This is a genomic window from Micromonospora sp. MH99 (assembly GCF_021442385.1).
Classification (GTDB): Bacteria; Actinomycetota; Actinomycetes; order Mycobacteriales; family Micromonosporaceae; genus Micromonospora.
In genome coordinates this window covers 1-25567 of the sequence record NZ_MUZA01000033.1, presented here as the reverse complement: position 1 = coordinate 25567, position 25567 = coordinate 1, and the positions used below count along the sequence as shown (strand labels likewise).

18 protein-coding genes and 1 tRNA gene are annotated in these 25567 nt (G+C 71.5%); 13 read left to right on the top strand and 6 right to left on the bottom strand.

Annotated elements, in window-relative coordinates:
* Window positions 1–52: 52 nt before the first annotated feature.
* Together B0E54_RS18275 and B0E54_RS18270 are read left to right on the top strand one after the other, a co-directional pair.
* The gene (locus B0E54_RS18275; protein ID WP_374109285.1) at window positions 53–535 is read left to right on the top strand and encodes a helix-turn-helix transcriptional regulator; all 483 of its coding nucleotides are present in this window, start codon (window positions 53–55) and stop codon (window positions 533–535) included.
* A gap of 80 nt (window positions 536–615) precedes the next feature.
* Window positions 616–2997 carry an excinuclease ABC subunit UvrA gene (locus B0E54_RS18270; protein WP_234585910.1) on the top strand — a complete coding sequence of 794 codons (2382 nt, stop codon included), beginning with the start codon at window positions 616–618 and terminating at the stop codon, window positions 2995–2997.
* Between the two features lie 64 nt (window positions 2998–3061).
* Here the strand turns inward: B0E54_RS18270 and B0E54_RS18265 are convergent, their stop codons facing one another.
* Entirely contained in the window at window positions 3062–3688 is a 627-nt protein-coding gene (locus tag B0E54_RS18265; RefSeq protein ID WP_234585897.1) for a TetR/AcrR family transcriptional regulator, read from the bottom strand.
* Between the two features lie 124 nt (window positions 3689–3812).
* Between B0E54_RS18265 and B0E54_RS18260 the strand changes: the two genes are divergently transcribed.
* Window positions 3813–5939, top strand: a complete 2127-nt coding sequence (locus B0E54_RS18260; protein WP_234585895.1) for an ABC transporter permease — start codon at window positions 3813–3815, stop codon at window positions 5937–5939.
* Window positions 5940–5997: 58 nt separating this feature from the next.
* Here the strand turns inward: B0E54_RS18260 and B0E54_RS18255 are convergent, their stop codons facing one another.
* On the bottom strand, window positions 5998–6423 hold the full coding sequence (locus tag B0E54_RS18255; protein WP_234585893.1) for a VOC family protein: 426 nt from the start codon (window positions 6421–6423) through the stop codon (window positions 5998–6000).
* 108 nt (window positions 6424–6531) lie between these two features.
* Here B0E54_RS18255 and B0E54_RS18250 point away from each other — a divergent pair, with 108 nt between their 5' ends.
* Window positions 6532–7506, top strand: a complete 975-nt coding sequence (locus B0E54_RS18250; protein WP_234585891.1) for a YafY family protein — start codon at window positions 6532–6534, stop codon at window positions 7504–7506.
* A gap of 113 nt (window positions 7507–7619) precedes the next feature.
* Here the strand turns inward: B0E54_RS18250 and B0E54_RS18245 are convergent.
* From B0E54_RS18245 to B0E54_RS18230, 4 genes are all read right to left on the bottom strand, one after another.
* A tRNA-Arg gene (locus tag B0E54_RS18245) sits at window positions 7620–7694 on the bottom strand.
* A 91-nt stretch (window positions 7695–7785) separates the two neighbouring features.
* Window positions 7786–8481 carry a winged helix-turn-helix domain-containing protein gene (locus B0E54_RS18240; RefSeq protein WP_234585888.1) on the bottom strand — a complete coding sequence of 232 codons (696 nt, stop codon included), beginning with the start codon at window positions 8479–8481 and terminating at the stop codon, window positions 7786–7788.
* Window positions 8482–8827: 346 nt separating this feature from the next.
* The gene (locus B0E54_RS18235; RefSeq protein WP_234585886.1) at window positions 8828–9496 is read right to left on the bottom strand and encodes a DUF305 domain-containing protein; all 669 of its coding nucleotides are present in this window, start codon (window positions 9494–9496) and stop codon (window positions 8828–8830) included.
* A gap of 8 nt (window positions 9497–9504) precedes the next feature.
* A complete protein-coding gene (locus tag B0E54_RS18230; protein ID WP_234585884.1) occupies window positions 9505–10305 on the bottom strand; it encodes a DUF3105 domain-containing protein in 801 nt (266 codons plus the stop codon).
* A gap of 97 nt (window positions 10306–10402) precedes the next feature.
* On the opposite strand from B0E54_RS18230, the gene argS reads away from it, so the two are divergent.
* The 9 genes from argS to rho all read left to right on the top strand — a co-directional run bounded on the left by argS (window position 10403) and on the right by rho (window position 25094).
* Window positions 10403–12070, top strand: a complete 1668-nt coding sequence (argS, locus tag B0E54_RS18225; protein ID WP_234585883.1) for an arginine--tRNA ligase — start codon at window positions 10403–10405, stop codon at window positions 12068–12070.
* A gap of 1 nt (window position 12071) precedes the next feature.
* Complete coding sequence (gene lysA, locus B0E54_RS18220; RefSeq protein WP_234585881.1) at window positions 12072–13457, top strand: diaminopimelate decarboxylase; 1386 nt, start codon at window positions 12072–12074, stop codon at window positions 13455–13457.
* A gap of 8 nt (window positions 13458–13465) precedes the next feature.
* On the top strand, window positions 13466–14776 hold the full coding sequence (locus tag B0E54_RS18215; RefSeq protein WP_234586072.1) for a homoserine dehydrogenase: 1311 nt from the start codon (window positions 13466–13468) through the stop codon (window positions 14774–14776).
* Between the two features lie 135 nt (window positions 14777–14911).
* On the top strand, window positions 14912–15961 hold the full coding sequence (gene thrC, locus B0E54_RS18210; protein ID WP_234585878.1) for a threonine synthase: 1050 nt from the start codon (window positions 14912–14914) through the stop codon (window positions 15959–15961).
* Window positions 15962–16080: 119 nt separating this feature from the next.
* The gene (locus tag B0E54_RS18205; protein ID WP_234585876.1) at window positions 16081–19380 is read left to right on the top strand and encodes an efflux RND transporter permease subunit; all 3300 of its coding nucleotides are present in this window, start codon (window positions 16081–16083) and stop codon (window positions 19378–19380) included.
* Between the two features lie 159 nt (window positions 19381–19539).
* Window positions 19540–20355 (top strand): polysaccharide deacetylase family protein, encoded by an 816-nt coding sequence (locus tag B0E54_RS18200; protein WP_234585872.1) that lies wholly within the window; start codon window positions 19540–19542, stop codon window positions 20353–20355.
* Window positions 20356–20366: 11 nt separating this feature from the next.
* Window positions 20367–21611 (top strand): MFS transporter, encoded by a 1245-nt coding sequence (locus B0E54_RS18195; RefSeq protein WP_234585858.1) that lies wholly within the window; start codon window positions 20367–20369, stop codon window positions 21609–21611.
* A gap of 65 nt (window positions 21612–21676) precedes the next feature.
* On the top strand, window positions 21677–22618 hold the full coding sequence (thrB, locus tag B0E54_RS18190; protein ID WP_234585856.1) for a homoserine kinase: 942 nt from the start codon (window positions 21677–21679) through the stop codon (window positions 22616–22618).
* Window positions 22619–22913: 295 nt separating this feature from the next.
* Complete coding sequence (rho, locus tag B0E54_RS18185) at window positions 22914–25094, top strand: transcription termination factor Rho (RefSeq protein WP_234585853.1); 2181 nt, start codon at window positions 22914–22916, stop codon at window positions 25092–25094.
* The last annotated feature ends 473 nt before the right edge of the window (window positions 25095–25567 follow it).

Genomic DNA, 25567 nt, shown 5'->3' with positions numbered 1-25567 from the left:
CACCCCGCGCTGCCGCGCCGATCAGCAAAGGCACGCCGCCTTCGGCGGTCCCATGTCGTCGGGGGTCTGTGGCACGATTTTCCAGGTGACCAGCCGATCCGCCGAGAGCCAGCGCCTGAGCGATCTCGCGCGGCTGCGCCGCGTCCGCGACCGCATCGACCGGGAGTACGCGCAGCCCCTGGACGTCGAGGCGCTCGCCCGGGGCGTCCACATGTCGGCCGGGCATCTCAGTCGGGAGTTCCGGCTCGCCTACGGCGAATCTCCGTACAGCTATTTGATGACCCGGCGCGTGGAGCGCGCCATGGCGCTGCTGCGTCGCGGCGACCTGAGCGTCACCGATGTCTGTTTCGCGGTCGGCTGCTCGTCGCTCGGCACCTTCAGCACCCGCTTCACCGAGTTGGTCGGGGTGCCGCCCAGCACCTACCGGCGGGAGGCGGCGCTGGCGACGGCCGGCCTGCCGTCGTGCACGGCGAAGCAGGTGACCAGACCGGTCAGGAATCGAGAAGCCCAGGTCACGCCACCACCCCTAGCGTGACTGCCACGGGTCGGGTCGGCCTGGCGAGCCGCGTCGGCCGTGACCCCGGGGCCCCGCCCGCCCGAGAAGATGGAGACACGATGAGCAAGGCCACGGACCCGCCCGCGGCGCACGTCGCCGACCGGCACGACCTGATCCGGGTGCAGGGCGCGCGCGTGAACAACCTCAAGGACGTCACGGTCGAGCTTCCGAAGCGCCGACTGACGGTGTTCACCGGGGTTTCCGGCTCCGGCAAGAGCTCGCTGGTGTTCGGCACCATCGCGGCCGAGTCGCAGCGGATGATCAACGAGACCTACAGCGCCTTCGTGCAGGGCTTCATGCCGACGCTGACCCGGCCCGAGGTCGACGTACTGGACGGGCTGACCACCGCGATCATCGTCGACCAGGAGCGGATGGGCGCCAACGCCCGTTCCACGGTCGGCACCGCCACGGACGCCAACGCGATGCTGCGCATCCTCTTCAGCCGGCTCGGGCAGCCGCACATCGGCTCGCCCAACGCGTTCTCCTTCAACGTCCCGTCGGTGCGGGCGACCGGCGCGATCACCGTCGAGCGCGGTGCCGGCAAGACGAAGACCGAGAAGGCGACATTCAACCGGCTCGGCGGCATGTGCCCGCGCTGCGAGGGCATGGGCGCGGTCACCGACTTCGACCTGTCGGCGCTGTACGACGACAGCAGGTCGCTCAACGAGGGCGCGATCACGATCCCCGGCTACAGCATGGAGGGCTGGTACGGCCGGATCTTCCGGGGCTGCGGCTACTTCGACCCGGACAAGCCGATCGGCAGATACACCAAGAAGGAGTTGCAGGACCTGCTCCACCGGGAGCCCACCAAGATCAAGGTCGACGGCATCAACCTGACGTACGTCGGCCTCATCCCGCAGATCCAGAAGTCGTTCCTCGCCAAGGACATCGACACGCTGCAACCGCACATCCGCGCCTTCGTGGACCGTGCGGTGACGTTCACGACCTGCCCCGACTGTGCCGGCACCCGGCTCAGCGCCGAGGCCCGGTCGTCGAAGATCGCGGGTAAGAGCATCGCCGACGTCTGCGCGATGCAGATCAGCGACCTGGCGGCGTGGGTCCGGGGCATCAAAGAGCCCTCGGTGGCGCCGCTGCTCACCGGCCTGCAACACCTCCTCGACTCGTTCGAGGAGATCGGGTTGGGCTACCTGTCGCTCGACCGCCCCTCGGGCACCCTCTCCGGAGGCGAGGCGCAGCGCACCAAGATGATCCGCCACCTCGGGTCGTCGCTCACCGACGTCACGTACGTCTTCGACGAGCCGACGATCGGGCTGCACCCGCACGACATCGCGCGGATGAACGGCCTGCTCCTGCGCCTGCGGGACAAGGGCAACACCGTCCTGGTGGTGGAGCACAAGCCGGAGGCGATCGCCATCGCCGACCACGTCGTCGATCTCGGGCCGGGCGCGGGCACCGGCGGAGGCGAGGTGGTGTTCGAGGGCACCGTCGACGGGCTGCGCGCCAGCGACACGCTGACCGGGCGGCACCTGGACGACCGCGCCCGCCTGAAGACCTCCGTACGGACGCCGTCGGGTGTGCTGCAAGTGCGGGGCGCGAACACCCACAACCTGCGCGACGTCGACGTCGACATCCCGCTCGGCGTGCTCGTGGTGGTGACCGGTGTGGCCGGTTCGGGCAAGAGTTCGCTGATCCACGGCTCGGTGTCCGACCGCGACGGCGTGGTGTCGGTCGATCAGAGCGCGATCCGCGGCTCGCGCCGCAGCAACCCCGCGACGTACACGGGGCTGCTCGACCCGATCCGCAAGGCGTTCGCGAAGGCCAACGGTGTGAAGCCGGCCCTGTTCAGCGCCAACTCCGAGGGCGCCTGCCCCGGCTGCAACGGCGCCGGCGTCATCTACACCGACCTGGGGATGATGGCCGGCGTCGCCGCCACCTGCGAGGAGTGCGAGGGCAGGCGGTTCCAGGCGTCGGTCCTGGAGTACCGGTTCGGGGGCCGGGACATCAGCGAGGTGCTCGCCATGTCGGTGCGCGAGGCCGAGGCGTTCTTCTCCGCCGGCGAGGCGCGTACGCCCGCCGCGCACGCCATCCTCGATCGGCTCGTCGACGTCGGGCTCGGCTACCTCAGCCTCGGCCAGCCGCTGACCACCCTGTCCGGCGGCGAGCGGCAGCGACTCAAGCTGGCCACCCGCATGGCCGAGAAGGGCGGCGTGTACGTCCTCGACGAGCCGACCACCGGCCTGCACCTCGCCGACGTCGAGCAGCTGCTCGGCCTGCTGGACCGACTGGTCGACTCCGGCAAGTCGGTGATCGTCGTCGAGCACCACCAGGCGGTCATGGCGCACGCCGACTGGATCATCGACCTCGGCCCGGGCGCCGGCCACGACGGCGGCCGGATCGTCTTCGAGGGCACCCCGGCCGATCTCGTGGCCGCCCGCTCCACCCTCACCGGTGAGCACCTGGCGGCGTACGTCGGCAGGTGAGCCCCCGGGGCCGGCGCGCGGCAGCGGCGTCGGCCTCACCGGGACCGGGGCCGGGTCCCGGCGATCAGCGTTCGGGTAGGCGTGGCCGGCTGATCGGGGCGCTGAGCATTCCGGTGATGGCGTCGACGAGGAAGTCGCCGACCGCGGGCCATTGCGGGTCTTCGCCGGTGCGCTCGGCGCGTGCCTCGACCTCGGCCGTCGTGGTGCTGACGATGCGGGTGATCAGGAGCGCACGGCCGGCGACCACCTCCGGGTCGAGGTGCCGCAGCCGCGCGGCCAGGGACTCGCGCAGCTCCAATGCCTGTGGCGTGGTGTCCTGGGCTTCGCGCATGATCGGCACAGTGGTGGGGTTGTGCAGCATGTGTTCCAGGAACCGGGCCCGCCAGCTCGGGCGCGGTAGCTGGTCGAGAACCCGCATGCTCGGCTCCACGAGACCGCGGATGTCGCCGAGGATGGAGTCGTCGGTCGGGGGCATCTGAGCGCGTTGTTCCGCCACGGCGTGCACGTGGCGGGCCATGAGCGCCTTCAGCAGGCCCTCGCGCCCGCCGAAGTAGTAGCGCACCGCCGAGTGGTTGGTGTTGCCAGCCGCCTCGGCCACCCGGCGGTCGGAGATCTCGGCGACTCCCGACTCGGCGAACAGCCGCTCCGCCGCGTCCAGCAGCGCGGTGCGTGCCGCCTCGGACCGCCTCATGACCCCGGCCCCCTCGTGTCCTCGCCCGGATGTGACTCAGGTCAACCTAGCCGGATTCCTGGTTCCGGCAGCTGCCGCCTACAGTTTGTAAGTCAACTGGCGTACAAACTGCTCTGGAGCGTGCATGGATACCGAAGCCGTGATCGAGGCTGCCGACGTGGTGGACGGCCGCCCGCCCGGCGCGGACCGCAAGGAACAGATCATCCGAATGGTCGCCCTGTTCGTGATGCCCTTCCTCATCGTCACGATGATGTTCGCGACCTACATGTCGACCATGCACTCACCGCACCCCCGGGACATGCCGGTCGCGATCGTCGGCAGCGGCGCCCAGGCACAGGCCGTCGTCGACGGGCTCAACGCCGCCGACAGCACCGAGGCCACCCTGGTGGCCACCCGCGACGACGCGGTCGACCTGCTGCACGACCAGGAAGCCGCCGGCGCGCTCGTCCTGCCCACCGACGGCAGCGCCAACGCCACGATCCTCACCGCCTCCGCGGCCGGAGCCTCGCAGAACGCCACAGTCCAGCAGTTGCTCGCGCCGGTGGCCCTCCAGAACAGCTGGCAGACCACCGCCGAGGACGTCGCGCCGCTCCCCGCCGGTGACTCGGCCGGCATCGCGGTCCTGTTCGCCGCGATGGGCATGATGCTGGCCGGGTACGTGCCACTGAGCATCATGGTGATGGGCGTCCCCCACCTGCTGCGGCTGCGCCGGTTCCTGCCCGTTCTGGCCGGCTGGTCCGCGGTCACCAGCTCGATCATCTGGCTCATCCTCGGGCCCGTCGTGGGAGCCGTCGACGGCCACTACCTCACCTTCCTCGGCGTCGGCATGCTCGCCACCGCGGCCGTCGGCCTGGCCCAGCTGCTGCTCTCCAAGTTCGTCGGACCCCTCGCGGTGCTGCCCGGCATGCTGCTCTGGGTCGTGTTCGGCATGCCCGCGTCCAACCTGGCCCTGTCCGTGCACAACATGCCCGGGTTCTTCCAGTTCCTGCACAGCGTGCTGCCGCTCCCGGCGGCCGGTGAGGCACTGCGCTCGGTCCTGTACTTCGACGGCAACGGCCTGGGCACCCACCTGATCGTCCTGGCCGTGTGGCTCGTGGCCGCCCTCGCGCTCTGCCTGCTCAAGGAGCGCAGTGCGAGCGGCAACACGATCCCCGGCGTCCCCCCGATCGCCGACCCCGACGCGAAGGCCCCCGCTCTGGCCGGCGGGCCACCGCGTTCCAAGCGATTCCGGTACGTGGCCGCGGCCGGCTTCCCGCTGGCCATCCTCGTGGTCGTCGTGGGCGCCATGGGGTTCTCCATGCACAAACCGCAACCGCACGACATCCCGGTCGTCGTGGTCGCCGCCGCCCCCGGGCAGGCTCAGCAGACCGCCGCCGGCCTCAACGCACAGCTTGACGGCATCCTCGACGTCACAGTCGCCGACACGGTGGACGAGGCCACCGAGCAGATCCGTACCCGTGAAGTGGTCGCCGCCTTCGTCCTGCCGTCGGCGCCCGACACTCCCGCGACGCTGTACTCGGCGTCCGCCGCCAACGCCAGCCAGCAGTCCGCGATCCGCGCGATCTTCCAGCCGATCACCGCGGCCCAGGACCTTCCGCTCACGCTGACCGACGTACAGCCCCTGAGCGCTACCGACACCGGCGGCAGCAACAGCATGTACGTCGGGATGTCCTGGATCATGGCCGGCTTCCTGTTCCTGGCCGTCCTGCGCGGTGGTGCCCCGCACGTGCGCCGCCTGCCTCAGTTCCTGCCGCTGCTGGGCGGCTGGGCGATCGGCATGTCCGTCTGGCTGTGGTTCCTCTTCGACGTCGTCATCGGCGCGATCAGCGGCAACGCCCTGGAAACGATCGCCTACGGCGCCCTGACCATCTTCTCGGTCTCCCTGGCCACCGGAGTGCTCACCCGCACCGTCGGCCTGGCCGGCATCATCCCGATGATGCTGGTGCTGATGATGGCCGGCGTGCCCGCCTCCGGCGGTGGCATGTCGGTGTACCTGGTCCCCGAGGTGTTCCGCCCCCTGCAGGACGTGCTGCCGCTGCCCGCGGCTGTCGACATCGCCCGATCGCTGCGGTACTTCGACGGCGTCGGTGTCGGACAGAACCTGTTGGTCATCGCCATCTGGGGCGCTGTCGGGCTCGTCCTGAACCTCGTGATCGACAAGTGGCTCAAACGCCGCGCGGACTCCGGCGACCCGGATGCGGGTGCGGCACCCGAGGTGCACCCGAGGTTGGTGCCGGCCGAGGCGCACTGAGCGGCACCGCAGCCCACCGCCGATCCCTCGCGATCGGCGGTGGGCTTGCTCCTTCTGGTCAGGCCGGGTCGTACTCGACGGCGACGTCGAGCACCCAGGTGACGCCGAACGGGTCGGTGAGCATGCCGTAGAGGGGAGCCCAGCCGGCGGGTGCGAGGTCGACCAGGACTGTCGAGGCCTCGCTCAGTTTCTTCCAGTAGCCGGTGATCTCGTCGGCGTCGCTGCCCCGGACCGAGACGAAGAACGGGCTCTCGCCCTGGCTCCACGGCCGCGCCGACGGCACGTCGTACGCCATGATCTGGAAGCCCTCGGCGGACGTGACCTGACCCCACATGATCTGGTCGGCCTCGTCCGGGGTCTGCATGTTGTGGGCGTCGGCGTAGGTCACCGCGGCGAGGTCCCCGTCGAAGACGGACCGGTAGAAATCGAGGGCGGCCCGCGCGTTGCCCCGAAGGTTGATGTGGGCGACGGTGTTGATGCTCATTGCTGCTCCTCGTGTGACGCGACCCGTGGCTGTTGCCCCGGGTGCAACGCCGACGATGGCAGGGGTAGCGGTCAGGTTGTGTCCGCTACCCGGGGCACACTCGGGTGCATGGCCACGACCTCCGCGAGACTGCTGTCGCTGCTCTCGCTCCTCCAGGCCCGACGTGACTGGCCTGGCGGTCTCCTGGCCGAGAGGCTGGACGTGAGCCCGCGTACGGTGCGACGCGATGTCGACCGGCTGCGCGAGCTCGGCTACCCGATCAGAGCCTTCAAGGGCCCGGACGGCGGTTACCGGCTCGACGCTGGCGCCCAACTGCCACCGCTGCTGTTCGACGACGAGCAGGCCGTCGCCATCGCCGTCGCACTCCAGGTGGCAGCCCTCTCCGGGGCGGACATCCAGGAGGGCGCGGCGCGAGCGCTGAACACCATCCGGCAGGTCATGCCCAGCCGGCTGCGGCACCGCGTCGACGCCCTCCAGGTCACCGCCGTCGGACAACCCGCCACCGGGCCGGACTCCCCGGTCGACCGCACCGTGCTGACAGCCATCGGCGCGGCCGTCCACGCCCACGAGGTCCTGCGCTTCGACTACGCCTCGACGAGCGCCGCCGCCGACGCGCCGCCCCGCCGCGTGCAGCCCCACCACCTCGTCACCTGGAAGGGGCGCTGGTATCTCGTCGCCTGGGACCTCGACCGAGACGACTGGCGAACCTTCCGCTGCGACCGGGTCAGCCCGCGTACCCCGACCGGACCACGCTTCACCCCACGACAGCTGCCCATGGGAGACGTGGCCACGTACGTCACGGGCCGCTTCCGAGGTTCCACCGACGCCTCGGCGTGGCCCTGCGTTGGCGAGGTCATCATCGGCCTTCCCGCCGTCGTCGTCGCCGCGTACACCCGCGACGGGCTTGTCGAAGAGATCGGCCCCGAGCGCTGCAAGCTCGTACAGGGCTCCTGGTCCTGGGTCGGCCTCGCAGCCGCGCTCGGCAGGTTCGACGCGGACATCGAGGTGATCGGGCCCGCCGAGCTCAAGGCTGCCTTCGGCGGTCTCGCCCGCCGCTACGCGGACGCGGCCCGGCCCGGCTAGACGCGCGGCGGCCGTGCGCACACGGCCGGCTCGTCGCGGGCTTCGGGGAGCGGAAACGCAAAACCGGGCGCGTGGAGGCGGTGTGCCTCTGCGCCCGGCGGTGAAACTCTTCTTGGTGCCCCCGGCAGGATTCGAACCTGCGCCCCCGCCTCCGGAGGGCGGTGCTCTATCCCCTGAGCTACGGGGGCTCAGCGACTGGAGAAGACTAGCAAACCTCCTCCGCGTACGCCGAATCGGTATCGGACGAGCCGATCGTGTCGGTGATCGGCCCGTCCGTGCTCAGGCCGCTGCGATGGCCCGCCCGCAACTGGGCAGCGGGTGCAGGACGATCCGCCGGGGGAGCCGGCGTGGCCACTCGTTGCGCGGCCAGGACCCGTCCACGATCAGGTGCACCGTGCGCTGCTCCTCGCCGCTGAGTCGCAGCACGAAGTCGCGGGGGAGCGGCGGGTCCACGGTCGGCGTGGTGATCATGAAGCGCACCCGCCCCCGGGACGAGACCGCGGAGATCACGTCCGCCGCCGGCATGGTGCCGCGCAGCCGGACCCGACCGATCCAGTAGACCTCGGCCAGGTGCTCCTGGGCAGTCCGGGTGATCGCCGGGTACTCGCTGCGTACCCAGCGCTCGACCGCGCTGACGCAGAGCCCGCAGGCCCGCTCGCGCGGTTCCCGCGGACCCAACCCCCAGGCCCGCAGGTACGCCCCGACCGCCCCCGCGTCCAGCGGGAGGTTGAACCGGCGCTGGATGAGCGTGGTGAGGCTCTGCCGCGTCCACAACTCCTCGTCCAGGCCGAACTCGTCGGGGTGGACGCCCCGGAGTGTGTCGATCAGTTCGAGTTCCTGTTCGCGACTGAGCGTTCCCGGCTCGCCCTGCCGCTGTCCGCGACGGACGGCTGCCACCGCCCCGTCACCGCCGATGGTGTGGCGTCGGCACCAACTGGTCACCGAGCGCCGTGCGTCTCTGAGTGCAACCCCCACGTCTTGGGCAACGAGCCCGAATCACAACTGGTCACGATATGTGTGGAGAAAACTCTCTAAGCAACGTAATCGCCCGTGACGCTCGAATCGACCAAACCGGACGTAAGTGTATGAAGGGTGCGGCCGAGGGGGGTCTGCAGGGGGTGGAATCCGCCTCGGAGCCGCCAAGATCCGCACAACTTCAGGGATGTTGCTGCCTTCCGGCGCTGCGAGACAGCAACATCCCGGAAACTGCGCGGATCCCGAGCCAGGGCGGGACGGCAGGGGTGGGGGTGTGGACAGGCGTCGGGCCCGCGTCCACGCCGGCGAGCGGCGGGAACGCGGGCCCGGGTGCCCGTACGGCCGGTCAGCCCTTGGCCTGCGCCTGAAGCTGCCGGAGGTTGTTCAGCTCGGACTGCTGGGTGCTCTTCATGGTCTGGGCCATGCGGACCACCTCGGCGTTGTCGGTCTCCGCGAGCGCCGCGTCGATCATGTGGATCCCGCCGAGGTGGTGGTTGTACATCAGGGCCAGGAACTGCCGGTCCACCTCGATGCCCTTGGCGTCGCGCAACGAGGCCATCTGCTCCGGGGTGGCCATGCCCGGCATCAGCCCGTCCTTGACCGCGGCGCCGTCGGACATCCACGACATCGGCGGCTGCGACCCGGTCGGGCTCAGCTGCCAGTCGCGCAGCCAGGTCTGCATGGCGCCGATCTCGCCCTGCTGACCGGTGGCGATGTCGACGGCTATCTGTCGCACCTCGGGCAGCGTCGCCGACCGGTACGCGATCAGGCTCATCTCCACCGCCTGAGCGTGGTGGGTCGTCATGTCCCGCGCGAAACCCGCCTCGACCGACGAGTCACCGGGTCGGGTGAGGCGAGGGGTGAGCAGGCCGCCGGCGTACCCGAGCAGCAGGCCCACCACCACCATGATGGCGAGCGCCGCGACGCCGTAGCGCCGCGCCGGTGCCGGGCCGCCCTCGTGCGGGGCGGCCACGACGTCGTCGTGCTCGGTGTCGGTGGTGGCGGGGGCTGTCATCGCCGTCCTTACTGGGTCGGGGGCTGCTGCTGGAGGTCACGCGGCGTGGTGCCGGTGGCGGTGATACCCGTGTTGCACAGCGCGGTGGGGCCCTCGACGGAGGCGTTCACCCGCAGGTCCTTGATGAACTCGTCGATCCGCTTGTCGTCGGCGTTGTCGACCTTGAGCTGGTAGCCCCACGCCTGGAGCGAGATCGGCTTGTCCAGGCCCTCGTACGGGCTCAGCATCGTCTTCTCGACGCCGCGCACCTTGCCGGCGAGCTTGTCGACCTGGTCCTTCGGCAGGTCCGGGCGGTAGGTGATCCACACCGCGCCGTGCTCCAGGCTGTGCACCGCGTTCTCGCTGGCGATCGGGGCGTCGTAGACGTCGCCCATGCAGTTCTGCCAGGCCGCGTTGTGCACGCCGCCGACGGGCGGCGAGTACTTGTAGGTGAGCGGGCCGGACTTGTGCGCCTCGTACTTCAAACTGTCCGGATCGGTCTTGCGGTAGTTGACGATGCCGTCGATGGCGTTCGCCCGCTTGTCCCACGGCTTGGAGCCCTGGAACGACGCCCAGGCGCCGTAGCCGATGATGCCGGCAGCCAGCACGCCCACGGCCACGAAGAGCGCGATCGGGCCCCAGGCCCGGCCCTGGCTCACCTTGACCGGGGTGACCGGCTTGCGGGGGCCCTTGCCGCCTGCCCGTGGCGTGCCGGCCGGCTTGCCGGTGCCGGCCTTGGCGCCGGACGCCGGCCGGCCCGCGGCCGGCTTCTTGCCGGTGCTGACCACGGTCGGGCGGCGCTCAGGGCCGCCCGGGGTGCTGATGCTCATCGTGCCTCGTCAGGTCGGTCGGTCAGGGGAGTGGCGGGCCGGATGACGCGCAGGGTTGCCGCCGAGTGCCCGAGTCTACCCCCGATAACATGGTTGGGTGACTCCTGCAGAACTCGCCTCGGTCGTCCTCACCGCCGCCCACGCCGTCTTCACCGACCGTGGTCTGGATCACGCCGCGCTGCCGGAGCACACGGTGGTGGAGCGACCTCGGAACCCCGAGCACGGCGACTACGCCTCCACGCTCGCTCTGCAGTTGAGCAAGAAGGTGGGCGTCCCGCCGCGCGAGCTGGCCACCGCTCTGGCCGACGAGCTGGGCCGGGCGCCGGGGATCAAGTCGGTGGAGATCGCCGGTCCGGGCTTTCTGAACATCCGGCTGGACGCCGCCGCCGCCGGCCAGCTCGCCCGCCTGATCGTCGAGGCCGGCGCGGAGTACGGCCGCAGCGACCGGCTCGCCGGCGAGAAGATCAACCTTGAGTTCGTCTCGGCGAACCCGACCGGCCCGGTGCACATCGGCGGGGTCCGCTGGGCGGCCGTCGGCGACGCGCTGAGCCGGCTGCTGCGGGCCACCGGCGCCGAGGTGGGCACGGAGTACTACTTCAACGACGCCGGCTCCCAGATCGACAGGTTCGCCCGCTCGCTGCTCGCCGCCGCCAAGGGCGAGCCCGCGCCGGAGGACGGCTACGGCGGCGCGTACATCGCCGAGATCGCCGCCGAGGTGCAGGCCCGCCGGCCCGACGTGCTGACCCTCGACGACGCCGCCGCCCAGGAGGTGTTCCGGGTCGAGGGCGTCGCGCTGATGTTCGACGAGATCCGCTCGTCGCTGCGCGACTTCGGGGTGGAGTTCGACACCTACTTCAACGAGAAGGACCTGCACGACCGGGGTGAACTGGACCTCGCGCTGGCCCGGCTGCGCGAGCAGGGCCGGGTCTACGAGTCCGAGGGCGCGACCTGGCTGCGCACCACCGACTTCGGTGACGACAAGGACCGGGTGCTGCGCAAGTCCAACGGCGAGTGGACGTACTTCGCCGCGGACTGCGCCTACTACCTCGACAAGCGCGAGCGCGGCTTCGAGCGGGTCGTGATCATGCTGGGCGCCGACCACCACGGCTACATCGGCCGGATGAAGGCGATGGCCGCCTGCTTCGGCGACGACCCGGAGCGCAACCTGGAGATCCTCATCGGGCAGCTGGTCAACCTGCTGCGCGACGGCGCCCCGATGCGGATGAGCAAGCGGGCCGGCACGGTGATCACCCTGGAGGACCTGGTCGAGGCGATCGGCGTGGACGCCTCCCGGTACGCGTTGGCCCGCTACTCCAGCGACTCCCCGATCGACATCGACATCGAGCTGTGGACCCGGGCGACCCGCGACAACCCGGTCTACTACGTGCAGTACGTGGCCGCCCGGACGGCGGGGGTGGCCCGCAACGCCGCCGAGGTGGGGCTGGTTCCGGGCGACGCCGAGGCGTTCCGCCCCGAGCTGCTCGACCACGAGAAGGAGAACGAGCTGCTCAAGGCGCTCGCCGAGTTCCCGGCGGTGGTCGCCACCGCCGCTGAGCTGCGCGAGCCGCACCGGGTGGCGCGCTACCTGGAGGAGAGCGTCGCCGCCTCCTACCACCGGTTCTACGACAACTGCCGGGTGCTGCCGCTGGGCGACGAGGAGGTCACCGACAGGCACCGGGCCCGGCTCTGGCTCAACAACGCCACCCGCACGGTGATCGCCAACGGCCTGCACCTGCTCGGCGTCTCCGCACCCGAGAGGATGTGACATGCGGGCTCACGAGGCTGGTGCGCTGCACGCGGACATCAGCAACCAGGGGCCGGCCTGGCTGCGTACCCCGGCCGACGTCAACGACCTCGTGCCGGCGCTGTGGCCGCGCAGCGTGACGCGCGGCGCGGACGGCGCGGTCGCCGTCGCGGGCCTGAGCGTCCGCGACATCGCTGCCGAGTTCGGCACCCCGGTGTACGTCCTCGACGAGGCCGACCTGCGCTCGCGCTGCCGCGACTTCCGGGCGGCCTTCCCGACCGAGGACGTCTTCTACGCGGGCAAGGCGTTCCTCTGCCGCGCGGTGGTCCGGATGATCGCCGAGGAGGGCCTGCACCTCGACGTCTGCACCGGCGGTGAGCTGGCCACCGCGCTCTCGGCGGGGATGACTCCGGAGCGGATCGGCTTCCACGGCAACAACAAGTCGGTCGCCGAGCTGGGCCGGGCGCTGGACGCCGGGGTGGGTCGGATCATCGTCGACTCGTTCACCGAGATCGACCGGCTCACCGCGCTGGCCCGCGAGCGCGGGGTGCGGCCCCGGGTGCTGGTCCGGGTGACGGTCGGCGTCGAGGCGCACACCCACGAGTTCATCGCCACCGCCCACGAGGACCAGAAGTTCGGCTTCTCGCTGGCCGGCGGCGCGGCGGCCAACGCCGCGTTCAAGATCCTCGACGAGGACGTGCTGGAGCTGCGCGGCCTGCACTCGCACATCGGCTCGCAGATCTTCGACGCCAGCGGGTTCGAGGTCTCGGCCCGCCGGGTGCTCGCCCTGCAGGCGCAGATCCGCGACGCGCGCGGGGTGGAGCTGCCCGAGCTGGACCTGGGCGGTGGGTTCGGCATCGCGTACACCACGCAGGACGACCCGGCCACCCCACAGGACCTGGCCAAGCGGCTGCGCAAGATCGTCGACTCGGAGTGCGCGGCGGAGAACCTGGCCGTGCCGCACCTGTCGATCGAGCCGGGCCGGGCCATCGTCGGTCCGGCCGTGTTCACCCTCTACGAGGTGGGCACGGTCAAGGACCTCGACGGCCTCCGCACGTACGTCAGCGTCGACGGCGGGATGAGCGACAACATCCGCACCGCGCTCTACGACGCGTCCTACTCGGCGACGCTGGCCTCGCGCGCCTCGACAGCGCAGCCGCTGCTCGCCCGCGTGGTGGGAAAGCATTGTGAGTCCGGGGACATCGTGGTGAAGGATGAATTCCTGCCCGCCGACGTGCAGCCCGGAGATCTTGTCGCGGTGCCCGGCACCGGCGCCTACTGCCGGAGCATGGCCAGCAACTACAACCATGTGCCCCGGCCGCCGGTCGTCGCGGTCCGCGACGGCCAGGCGCGTCTGATCGTCCGGCGGGAGACCGAAGACGATCTGCTGGCATTGGATGTGGGATGACGTCACCTGTGCGCTTGGCACTGCTCGGCTGCGGCACGGTCGGCCAGGAGGTGGTCCGGCTGCTGCACGAGCAGTCGGCCGACCTGGCCGCCCGCATCGGCGCTCCACTGGAGCTCGCCGGCATCGCCGTCCGCAGGCTCGGCCGCGACCGCGGTGACCTTCCGGTCGACGACGCCCTGTTCACCACCGACGCGCTCGGCCTGATCAAACGGGACGACGTCGACGTGGTGATCGAGGTGGTCGGCGGCATCGAGCCGGCTCGCGACTGGCTGGTCGAGGCGCTGCGCGCCGGCAAGAGCGTGGTCACCGCCAACAAGGCGCTGCTCGCCGAGGACGGGGTGGCCCTGCACGAGGCGGCGGCCGAGGGCGGCGGCGACCTCTACTACGAGGCGTCGGTCGCCGGCGCGATCCCGCTGCTGCGCCCGCTGCGCGAGTCGCTGCACGGCGATCGGATCAACCGGGTCACCGGCATCGTCAACGGCACCAGCAACTTCATCCTCTCCGCGATGGACACGACAGGCGCCGGGTTCGCGGAGGCCCTGGAGCAGGCCACCGCCCTGGGGTACGCGGAGGCCGACCCGACCGCCGACGTCGAGGGCTTCGACGCCGCGGCCAAGGCCGCCATCCTCGCTTCGCTGGCGTTCCACACCCGGGTCGGCGCCGCCGACGTGCACCGCGAGGGCATCACCGAGGTGACCGCCGCGGACATGGCCAGCGCCCAGGCGATGGGCTGCACGATCAAGCTGCTCTGCATCGCCGCGCGGGGCGTCGACGCGGCCGGTCAGGAGACGGTGAGTGTCCGCGTCCACCCGGCGATGATCCCGCGCAGCCACCCGCTGGCCAGCGTCGGCGACGCGTTCAACGCGGTCTTCGTCGAGGCGGACGCGGCCGGGCAACTGATGTTCTACGGCCGGGGCGCGGGCGGCGCACCGAGCGCCAGCGCCGTGCTCGGCGACGTGGTGGCGGTGTCCCGCAACCGGCTCGCCGGGGTGCGCGCGGCCAGCGAGAGCGCGTACGCGGCCCTGGCGGTGCGGCCGATGGGCGAGGCGCTGACCCGCTACCACGTGAGCCTGGACGTGGCCGACCGTCCGGGTGTGCTGGCCGCGGTGGCGGGCGTGTTCGCCCGGCACGACGTGTCGATCGCGACCGTCCGTCAGGGCTCGGCGAGCGGCATGCCCGGCCGGGACGGCGACGCCGAGCTGGTCATCGTCACCCACGTGGCGCCGGACGCCGCGCTCGCCGCGACAGTGGTCGAGCTGCGCGGGCTGGACATCGTCCGGTCGGTGACGAGTGTGCTGCGGGTCGAGGGCGGCGCCTGAGTCGTTGAACCACCGGGGCGGCCCGCCCGTCCCGCCAGGTGGGTAACCCGGGGTGTGCCCTCGATGGCTGCGGCAGGGTGGTCCAGGGTGGCCTGATGCTCGGGTCGGTGCAGAGGTAGAGGCGAGGAGAGCGACATGTGGCGGGGTCTGATCGAGGCGTACCGGGATCGGCTGCCGGTCACCGCGGCCACGCCGGTCGTCACGTTGCACGAGGGGAACACCCCGCTGCTGCCGGCGCCCGTGCTCTCGGCCCGGCTCGGCTGCGACGTCTACCTGAAGGTGGAGGGCGCCAACCCGACCGGCTCCTTCAAGGACCGGGGGATGACCCTCGCGGTCTCCAAGGCGGTCGAGGCGGGCAACAAGGCGATCATCTGCGCCTCCACCGGCAACACCAGCGCCTCCGCCGCGGCGTACGCGGCCCGCGCCGGGCTGACCTGCGCGGTGCTGGTGCCGCAGGGCAAGATCGCCCTGGGCAAGCTGGCCCAGGCGCTGGTGCACGGGGCGAAGCTGCTCCAGGTCAGCGGCAACTTCGACGACTGCCTCGCGCTCGCCGCCAAGCTGGCCCAGGATCACCCGGTCGCGCTGGTCAACTCGGTGAACATCGACCGGCTGCACGGCCAGAAGACCGCCGCCTTCGAGATCGTCGAGGCGCTCGGCGAAGCCCCCGACATCCACTGCCTGCCCGTCGGTAACGCCGGCAACATCTCCGCGTACTGGATGGGATATTCCGAGGAGCACGCCGCCGGCACGACCACGCGGGCGCCGAAGATGTACGGCTTCCAGGCGTCCGGAGCGGCGCCGATCGTGACCGGCCAGGTCGTGCCGGAGCCGTCGACGATCGCCACCGCCATCCGGATCGGCAACCCGGCGAGCTGGACCAAGGCGCTCGACGCCCGGGACGCCTCCGGAGGTCTGATCGCGGCGGTGACCGACCGGGAGATCCTCTCCGCGTACCGGCTGCTCGCCCGCGAGGTGGGGGTCTTCGTCGAGCTGGGCAGCGCGGCCAGCGTGGCCGGCCTGCTCCAGCAGGCCGCGGCGGGCGCGGTGCCGGCCGGCTCGACGGTGGTCTGCACGGTGACCGGTCACGGCCTGAAGGACCCGGAGTGGGCGATCTCCACCGCGCCCGCCCCGGTGACCATCGGCAACGACCCGCTGGCCGCGGCCCGCGCCCTCGACCTGGCCTGAGAGCGGTACGACCCACCGGCGGTGGGCCGCCCGTGGGGGCGGCGGGGGTCCAGGTGATCGAGTCCGGCACACTTTCACCTATCCCCGCCCGCATTCTCTTTCAGGAGTGAGCCAGGCCGATGTCGCTGCTCGCCAGATTCAGCCTCGCCAACCGAGGGCTGGTCGCCCTCATCGCGGTGGTGATTACGGCGTTCGGAGCGTTCGCCGTGCCGTCGCTGAAGCAGCAACTGCTGCCGTCGCTCGAGTTCCCGGCCGCGTTCATCGTGGCGCCCTATCCCGGTGCCGGTCCCGAGATCGTCGAGTCGCAGGTGACCGAGCCGATCGAGAACGCCCTGCAGGGCATCCCGGGGCTGGACAAGGTCACCTCCACGTCCCGCGAGGGGGCGGCCACCGTCCAGGTGCAGTACGAGTTCGGCACCGACCTGGACGACGTGGTCAACAAGATGCAGACCGCGCTGAGCCGGATCGACGCCCAGCTGCCCGAGAGCGTCGACCCGCAGGTCATCGCGGGCAGCACGGACGACCTGCCGGCGGTGGTGCTGGCCGCGGCCGGCGGCGCCGACGAGCGGGCGCTCGCCGAGAAGCTGCGCGCGACTGTGGTGCCGGAGCTGGAGGGCATCGACGGAGTCCGCACTGTCGAGGTGACCGGAACCCGCGACGACGTCGTGGTGGTCACCCCAAATCCGGCGAAGCTGGCCGCGGCGAAGGTCCAGCCGACCGCCATCGGCGCGGCGTTGAAGACCAACGGCGTGTCGGTGCCGGCAGGGGCGGTGACCGACGGCGGCCTGGCGCTGCCGGTGCAGGTCGGGACGCCGGTCGTGACCCTGGACGACCTGCGCGGCATCATCATCGCGCCCGGCGCGGCACCGGTTCGTCTCGGTGACGTGGCGACTGTCGAGCAGCAGCTCGCCCCGGCCACCGCGATCACCCGGACCAACGGCAAGGACAGCCTCGGCATCGCCGTCACCGCGTCCCCGGACGGCAACGCGGTGGAGATCTCCCACGAGATCCAGGACCGGCTGGCCGACCTGAAGGACGCCTCCGGCGCGGAGCTGACGGTGGTCTTCGACCAGGCGCCGTTCGTGGAGAAGTCGATCAAGTCGTTGACCACCGAGGGCCTGCTGGGTCTGCTGATGGCGGTCATCGTCATCCTGGTCTTCCTGCTGTCGGTGCGCTCGACAGTGGTCACCGCGGTCTCCATCCCGCTCTCCGTGCTGGTGGCGCTGCTCGCCCTGTGGATCGGCGACTACTCGCTCAACCTGCTCACCCTCGGCGCGTTGACCATCGCGGTGGGCCGGGTGGTGGACGACTCGATCGTGGTGTTGGAGAACATCAAACGACACCTGGAGTACGGCGAGGAGAAGCGCCAGGCGATCATCACCGGCGTCCGTGAGGTGGCCGGCGCGGTGACCGCGTCCACCCTCACGACGGTGGCGGTGTTCGCACCGATCGCGCTTGTCGGCGGGTTCGTCGGGCAGCTCTTCGCGCCGTTCGCGATCACGGTGACGGTGGCGCTGCTCGCCTCGCTGCTCGTCTCGCTGACGGTGATCCCGGTGCTGGCGTACTGGTTCCTCAAGCCGCGCGGCGGCACTGTCGACGACGAGGCGGTGCGTCGCGACGCCGAGGAGAAGGAGCTGCGCAATCCGTTGCAGCGGGCGTACCTGCCGGTGATCGGGTTCGCCACCCGCAAGCGGTCGACCCGCTGGATCACCGTCGGGCTCGGCCTGCTGGTGCTCTTCGGCACCTTCGGGTTGGCGCAGAAGCTGGAGACGAACTTCCTGGACGACTCCGGTCAGGACACGCTCAGCTTCCGGCAGGAGCTGCCGGCGGGCAGCGGCCTGGCGGCCACCGACGCGGCGGCGAAGCAGGTCGAGGCGGTCCTCGGGCGGGTCGACGGGGTGGAGACCTACCAGGTGACCGCCGGTGGCGGCGACAACCCGTGGGCGGGCGGCGGAGGCAACAACGTCGCGAGCTGGTCGTTGGCGCTCGACGGCGACACCGACGCCAAGCAGGTCCGTGAGGAGCTGCGCCGGGAGTTCGACAAGATCGGCACCAGCCTGGGCGAGGTCAGCTTCGGCGGTGGTCAGGAGGCCTCGACCAGCCAGCTGGAGGTGATCGTCCAGGCCAGTGACCCGGAGGTGCTGACCCGCGCCGCCGAGGAGGCCCGGACGGCGATGGCCGGTGTCCCGGACGTCGAGGACGTCACCACGAGCCTCGCCGCGCGGGTGCCGAGGGTCGACGTGACAGTCGACCGGGTCGCCGCCGGTCGGGTGGGCCTCACCGAGGCCGCCGTTGGTCAGCTCGTGTCGCAGGCGTTCCGTGGCGCTCCGCTGGGGCAGGTGGCGCTCGACGGCCGCCAGCAGAACGTGGTGCTGCGGCTGAGCGCGGCCGCTCCGGTGTCACTGGAGCAGCTGCGGGCACTTCCGGTCGGGCCGGTGAAGCTGGACGACATCGCGGACGTCACCCAGGCCGAGGGACCGCAGCAGGTCACGCGGATCGACGGTGAGCGCAGCGTCTCGGTGACCGGCGCCGCGACCGGTTCGAACCTGGGCGCGACCACCAAGGAGTTGCAGAAGCGGCTCGACGGCATCGACGTGCCGGGGGCGAGCTTCACCATCGGTGGGGTCAGCGCCGATCAGGCGGATGCCTTCGGCGACCTGGGCCTGGCGGTACTGGCCGCCATCGCGATCGTGTTCCTGATCATGGTGGCCACGTTCCGGAGCCTCACCCAGGCGTTGATCCTGCTGATCTCCATCCCCTTCGCGTCGACAGGCGCGATCGGGCTGCTGCTGGCCACCGGGACGCCGCTGGGAGTGCCGGCGCTGATCGGTGTGCTGATGCTCGTCGGCATCGTGGTGACCAACGCGATCGTGCTGCTCGATCTGATCAACCAGTACCGGGCGCAGGGCATGGGGGTCCGGGAGGCGGTGGTCGAGGGTGGCCGGCGTCGGCTGCGCCCAATCCTGATGACCGCGGTCGCGACGATCTTCGCGCTGCTGCCGATGGCCCTCGGGCTGACCGGCGAGGGCGGCTTCATCTCGCAGCCCCTGGCGGTCGTGGTGATCGGTGGTCTGCTCAGCTCGACGCTGTTGACGCTGATCCTGGTGCCGACGCTCTACACGATGGTCGAGCGCACCAAGGAGTCGCTGCGGGAGCGTCGCCGTCGGCGGCGATCCGGTGAGCCGGCGGTGACCGAGCCGACCGGGCCGGAGGGCGTCGAGGCGGACGGCCCGAACCAGGTGGCCGTGCCGACGGCCGCACCGGTGTCGACGGCGGCCGACGGCACGCAGCCGGCGGCGACACGCCCCGCCCCGTCGGGCGCGTTGGTGGACGGCACGGACCAGTTCGAGGTGCTGCGGCTGCCCCGGAGCCGCACCTCGCCGCTGCCCCCGTCGGAGCCGACCGAGCCGACCGAGTAGTCGGACGACGACCCGTAACGCCCCCGGCAGGTTCGCCTGCCGGGGGCGTTCGGCCGTGCGGCCGCGGACACTCCGATCGGTCGACCGATGCTGCACTTTGCGTCACATCTTGCATACTCCAGGTAGGCATGGCGAGGTGACGGTGAGCGGGGCGGGTGGATGACCGAGAGCGCGCACGGGTGGTCCCGGCGCGATCTGCTGCGCCGAGGGGCGCTCGTGGTGACCGGTGCGGCCGCCGGGGCGGGCGTCACCGACGTCTGGCTCACCCATCGGCGGTTGCCGCTCGCCGGCGGCCCGGCCAGTGCCACCGTCGGCAACGGGCCGCAGGACGTCGGCTCGGGCGTGGTGCCGGTCATCTGGTCGGGGCCGACCACGCAGCGGCTGGTCGCGCTCACCTTCGACGACGGGCCGGCGCCACAGTGGACGCCCATGGTGTTGGACACCCTCGCCCAGCACCGGGTGCCCGCGACGTTCTTCCTGGTCGGCGCTCAGGCCCGGAAGCACGCCGACCTCGTACGCGACAGGCTCGGCGAGCACGAGGTGGGCAACCACAGCTGGGCGCACCGGGACCTCGCCCGGCTGGACGCCGCCGCGGCGTACGACGACCTGCGCCGCAGCCACGACACGATCGCCGAGGTGACCGGCCGGCCACCGCGGCTGGTCCGCCCGCCGTACGGCCACCTGGGTGGTGCGGTGCTGCACGCGGCATCGCGGCTGAACTACCGGCTGGTGCTCTGGTCGTTGCAGATGGTGGAGCGGGAGTTTCCCGACGACCCGGCCGGCCACGCGCGGCGGATCGTGGCCAACGTGCGGCCGGGGACGATCGTTCTCGGGCACGACGTCGGTGACCGGAGACGTCTGGTCGCGCTGCACGGCCTCCCCGACATGATCGCCGGGCTGCGGGCGCGCGGCTACACCTTCGTCACCGTCTCGGCGCTGCTGGGACCCGGTGTGGCCCCCACACCGACCGGGTAGGGTCCCGCTCCGTGGCGTCCACCCTCTCGGTCCTTACCGGCAATCGGAGCTTTCGCAATCTCTTCCTCGCCGAGCTGGTGGTCTTCGGCGCTGACTGGTTCGTCATGGTGCCGCTGCTGGTGCTGCTGCCGCAGCTGACCGGCAGTGGGGTCTGGGGCGCCCTGGTGCTGGCGGTGGACACCGGCATCGTGGCGCTGCTGCTGCCGTACACCGGCACGATCGCCGACCGCTTCGACCGGCGGAAGATCATGATCGCCGCGAACGTGGCCGCGCTGGCCGGCGTGCTGCTGCTCCTCGGCGTCCGCGACCGCGGTACGGCCTGGCTGGCGCTGGTGGCGATCGGTGCCGTCGCGGTCGCCAAGGCGTTCTACTCGCCGGCCGCCCAGGCCGCGCTCCCCAACGTCCTGGAGCCGCACGAGTTGGCCGCCGGTAACGCCGTGGCCGGCTCGGCCTGGGGCACCATGACTGTGGTGGGCGCCTCACTGGGTGGTGTGCTCAGCTCGGCTGCCGGCCCGTACGTCTGCTTCTGGGTGGCGGCGGTCGGCCTGGCGGTGGCCGCGGGCCTCGCCACCCGGATCCGCCGGCCGTTGCAGGCGGCCCGGGACCCGGAGGTGCCGGCGCAGCGGACCTGGTCGGCGGTCCGCGAGGCGCTCGGCTACATCGGGCACCGGCCGCGGGTGCTGGCGCTGGTCACGGTCAAGTCGGCGGTCGGCCTGGGCAACGGTGTGCTGACCGTGTTTCCGCTGCTCGCTGGCCTCTACGGGGTCGGTTCGCTGGGCGCGGGCCTGCTCTTCGCGGTCCGGGGAGCGGGCGCGCTGGTCGGGCCGATCCTGATGCGGCGGGTGTTGACCAACCGATCCTGGCTGCTGCCCGGGCTCGCGCTGTCCATGTCGCTGTACGGCCTGTCCTACCTGGGCACGTCGGTGGTGCGCTGGTTCCCGCTGGTGCTGCTGCTGGTCTTCGTGGCGCACTTCGCGGGCGGCAGCAACTGGGTGATGTCGAACTTCGCCCTGCAGGGCGAGGTGCCGGACCGGCTGCGCGGGCGGGTCTTCGCCACCGACATGATGCTCGCGACGCTGGCCATCTCGGTGAGTCAACTGGCGGTGGCCCTGGTGGTGGACGTGGTGGACGAACGGGTGGTGCTGGCCGGCTGCGGACTGGTGACCCTCGTGTACGCGGTCGGCTGGCGGATCGCCACCCGCCGGCTGTCGCTGACCGAACCGGTCGCCGAACCGGTTCCCGACCCGGCCGGCTGAACCCCGGCGGTCCCATGGTGCGGGCGACCGACCGGATCGTCGGTGCCGGGCCCTAGCATGGGCGCGTGCCGAACTTCACCGACGGGCCGGTCCGGGTCCGCGTCCCCGCGACCAGCGCCAACCTCGGTCCGGGCTTCGACGCGCTGGGGCTCGCCCTCGGGCTCTACGACGACCTGGCCGCCGAGGTCGTGTCCGCCGGCGTCCAGGTGACTGTCAGCGGCCAGGGCGCCGGTGAGCTGCCGGCCGACGATCGGCACCTGGTGGTGCGGGCCATGCGGGCCACCTTCGACGTTCTCGGCGGGCAGCCCGCGGGCCTCAGCGTCGAGTGCGTCAACCGGATCCCGCAGGCGCGCGGCCTGGGCTCGTCGTCGGCCGCCATCGTCGCCGGGGTGCTGCTGGCCCGTGCCCTGGTCACCGACGGCGAGCACCGGCTGGACGAGCCCGGCGTGCTCCGGCTGGCCGCCGAGATCGAGGGCCATCCGGACAACGTCGCCCCGTGTCTGCTCGGCGGTTTCACGGTGGCCTGGTCCGAGCCGGGCGGCGCCCGCGCGGTGTCCCTGCCGGTCGCGTCCGGCGTACGACCGACGGTTTTCGTGCCGGCCGAGCGCGGCCTGACCGCTACCGCGCGGGCCGCGCTGCCGGCCACCGTGCCCCACGCCGACGCCGCGTTGACCGCCGGGCGGGCGGCGCTGCTGGCGCACGCGCTCACCAGCGACCCGGCGTTGTTGCTGCCGGCGACCGTCGACCGCCTCCACCAGGACTACCGGGCACCCGGGATGCCGGGCACATCGGCCCTGGTCAGCGAGTTGCGAGCGGCGGGTGTGGCGGCTGTGGTCAGTGGGGCCGGGCCGAGTGTGCTGGCGCTCAGCGCGCCGCCGCCGAGCCTCGAGGTGGGAACAGACTGGCAGATCTGGCAGTTACCGATAGACGTCAGCGGCGCCCGGGTTGCCCGGGGTAGACTTGGACACGCCGAGCGGGACCCTGTTGCCGCAGGTCGGAAGAGTTGATTACGCTCTAGACCTAGCACAGCCGCGAAGCACGCGATCTCCTGCGGGGCGGCGCACCCCCGAAGCTCTCGGCGGTCAGCCCGTCACCCCTGCCAAGGCCCACGCCGCACCGCAGTTTCCACAGGTCGCCGCAGACGGCGAGACCTGCCCACCGACTTTTGGTGGGTCGGGAAACCACCGGCTGCTGTGTCACAGACTCCCGCGACGCGTCCTTGCGAGGCGGGTGCACCGAGGCCGCCCGGCCACCTGAGCTCCGACTCCGGGCAGTCCCGGCCTTATCGAGGGAAGGAATCCATTGAGCGACACCACCGACGTGACGTCGGATGTTTCCAACGTCGCTGGCGATGCCACCGCTGCCGCTCCCGCCCGTCGTCGGCGCAGCGGCACCGGTCTGTCGGCGATGCTGCTGCCAGAGCTGCAGAGCCTGGCTGCGTCGCTCGGCATCTCCGGCACGGCTCGCATGCGCAAGGGTGAGCTGATCGCCGCGATCTCCGAGCGGCAGGGCGGCAACGCCGCCGGGACCCCTCGACCGCGAGCCGAGGTCGCGGCTGCGGCCGCTCCGGCCCGTGAGGAGGTGCGGGAGACCGTGGATCGCCCGGCGGCCGAGAGCCGCAGCACCGACCAGACGCCGGCCGAGCCGGCTACCGCGACCGAGGGCCGTGGCCGTACCCGGCGCAGCCGGACCGCCCCGGCCGAATCCCGTGCCTCCGAGGCCGGCACCTCCGAGCCGCGCGCCGCGGAGGCGCGTTCCTCCGAGGTCCGTCCCGCTGAGGCCCGCACCGACGAGGTGGAGGCCGGCGAGCGGTCCGACCGTGGCGAGAACCGCCGCGACCGCGCCGAGCGCAACGACCGCGCGGAGCGTGCCGACCGCGCCGAGCGTGCCGACCGTGGTGAGCGGGCCGAGCGCAACGATCGGGGCGAGCGTGCCGACCGTGGCGAGCGGGCCGAGCGCACCGACCGGACCGAGCGGACCGACCGCAACGATCGCGGCGAGCGCAACGATCGCGGTGAGCGGGGCGAGCGTAACGATCGGGGCGAGCGTGCCGACCGTGGTGAGCGTGCCGAGCGCAACGACCGGGGCGAGCGCGCCGAGCGGGGCGACCGTAACGAGCGCAACGACCGGGGCGAGCGTGCCGAGCGCAACGACCGTTCGGAGCGCGCCGACCGCAACGACCGTGGTCAGCGTGTCGAGCGGGACAACGACGACGACGACGGCGAGGGCGGCGGTCGGCGTGGCCGGCGCAGCCGCTTCCGGGACCGTCGGCGCGGCCGTGGCGAGCGGGCGGAGACCGGTGGTGACACCGGTGGCCGTGAGCCGCAGGTCGGCGAGGACGACGTGCTCGTCCCCGTGGCCGGCATCATCGACGTGCTCGACAACTACGCCTTCGTGCGGACGACCGGTTACCTGGCCGGCCCGAACGACGTGTACGTCTCGATGTCCCAGATCAAGAAGTACGGCCTGCGCCGCGGTGACGCGATCACCGGCGCGGTGCGCGCTGCCCGCGACGGCGGCAACACCGGTGACCAGCGGCGGGACAAGTACAACCCGCTGATGCGGCTGGACACGATCAACGGGATGGAGCCGGACGAGGCGCGGCGGCGGCCCGAGTTCTACAAGCTCACGCCGCTCTACCCGCAGGAGCGCCTGCGGCTGGAGACCGAGCCGCACATCCTGACCACCCGGGTCATCGACCTGGTCATGCCGATCGGCAAGGGCCAGCGGGCACTCATCCAGTCGCCGCCGAAGGCGGGTAAGACGATGGTGCTCCAGGCGATCGCGAACGCGATCACCCGGAACAACCCGGAGTGCCACCTCATGGTGGTGCTGGTCGACGAGCGGCCCGAAGAGGTCACCGACATGCAGCGGTCGATCAAGGGCGAGGTCATCGCGGCCACGTTCGACCGTCCGCCGCAGGACCACACGACGGTGGCGGAGCTGGCGATCGAGCGGGCCAAGCGTCTGGTCGAGCTGGGCCACGACGTCGTCGTGCTGCTCGACTCGGTGACCCGGCTCGGTCGGTCGTACAACCTGGCGGCGCCGGCCAGCGGCCGGATCATGTCGGGTGGTATCGACTCCACCGCGCTCTACCCGCCGAAGCGCTTCCTCGGCGCGGCCCGGAACATCGAGAACGGCGGGTCGCTGACCATCATCGCCACGGCGCTGGTGGAGACCGGGTCCATGGCGGACACGGTCATCTTCGAGGAGTTCAAGGGCACCGGCAACGCCGAGTTGAAGCTGGACCGGAAGATCGCCGACAAGCGGACCTTCCCGGCCATCGACATCAACCCGTCCGGCACCCGTAAGGAAGAGGTCCTGCTCGCGCCCGAGGAGCTGGCCATCATCCACAAGCTCCGCAAGGTGCTGCACTCGCTGGACTCGCAGGCGGCGATGGACCTCCTGCTGGACCGGCTCAAGCAGTCCCGCACCAACATCGAGTTCCTGATGCAGATCGCGAAGTCGACGCCGGGGGAGTAACCCTTCCCGGTTGACCGACGACGAAGGGGCACGGCCATCGCGGCCGTGCCCCTTGGTCGTGCCCGCTCATCGCGGCCGTGCCCCTTGGTCGTGCCCGCTCATCGTCCTTTGCTCTGCTTCAACCGAGGCAACACTTCGGGGCGCTTTGTGTTGCCTCCGTTGAAGCAGAGCAAAGGGGAGTGAGAGGGGGTGGCCGACCCTGCTCGCACGCCACCAGAGGGGGTTCGGCGGGAGCCAGGAGCCGGGGGATGGCGGAATTTTCCTTCGGTTCAGTCGACAGGTCTTGAAACTTCTATTCACTGCCGGGTTGACTGTCGTCCATGCGTACCCGCAGACGATCCGCCCGTCGCACCGGTGTCCTGCTGCTGACGCCGCTGCTCGCCCTGGCCGTGTCGCCGCCGGCCACCGCCGCGCCGCCGGCGCCGTCCGTGGCCGCCCGGCCCGTGGCGTCGCCGCCCGTGCTCCCGGCCACC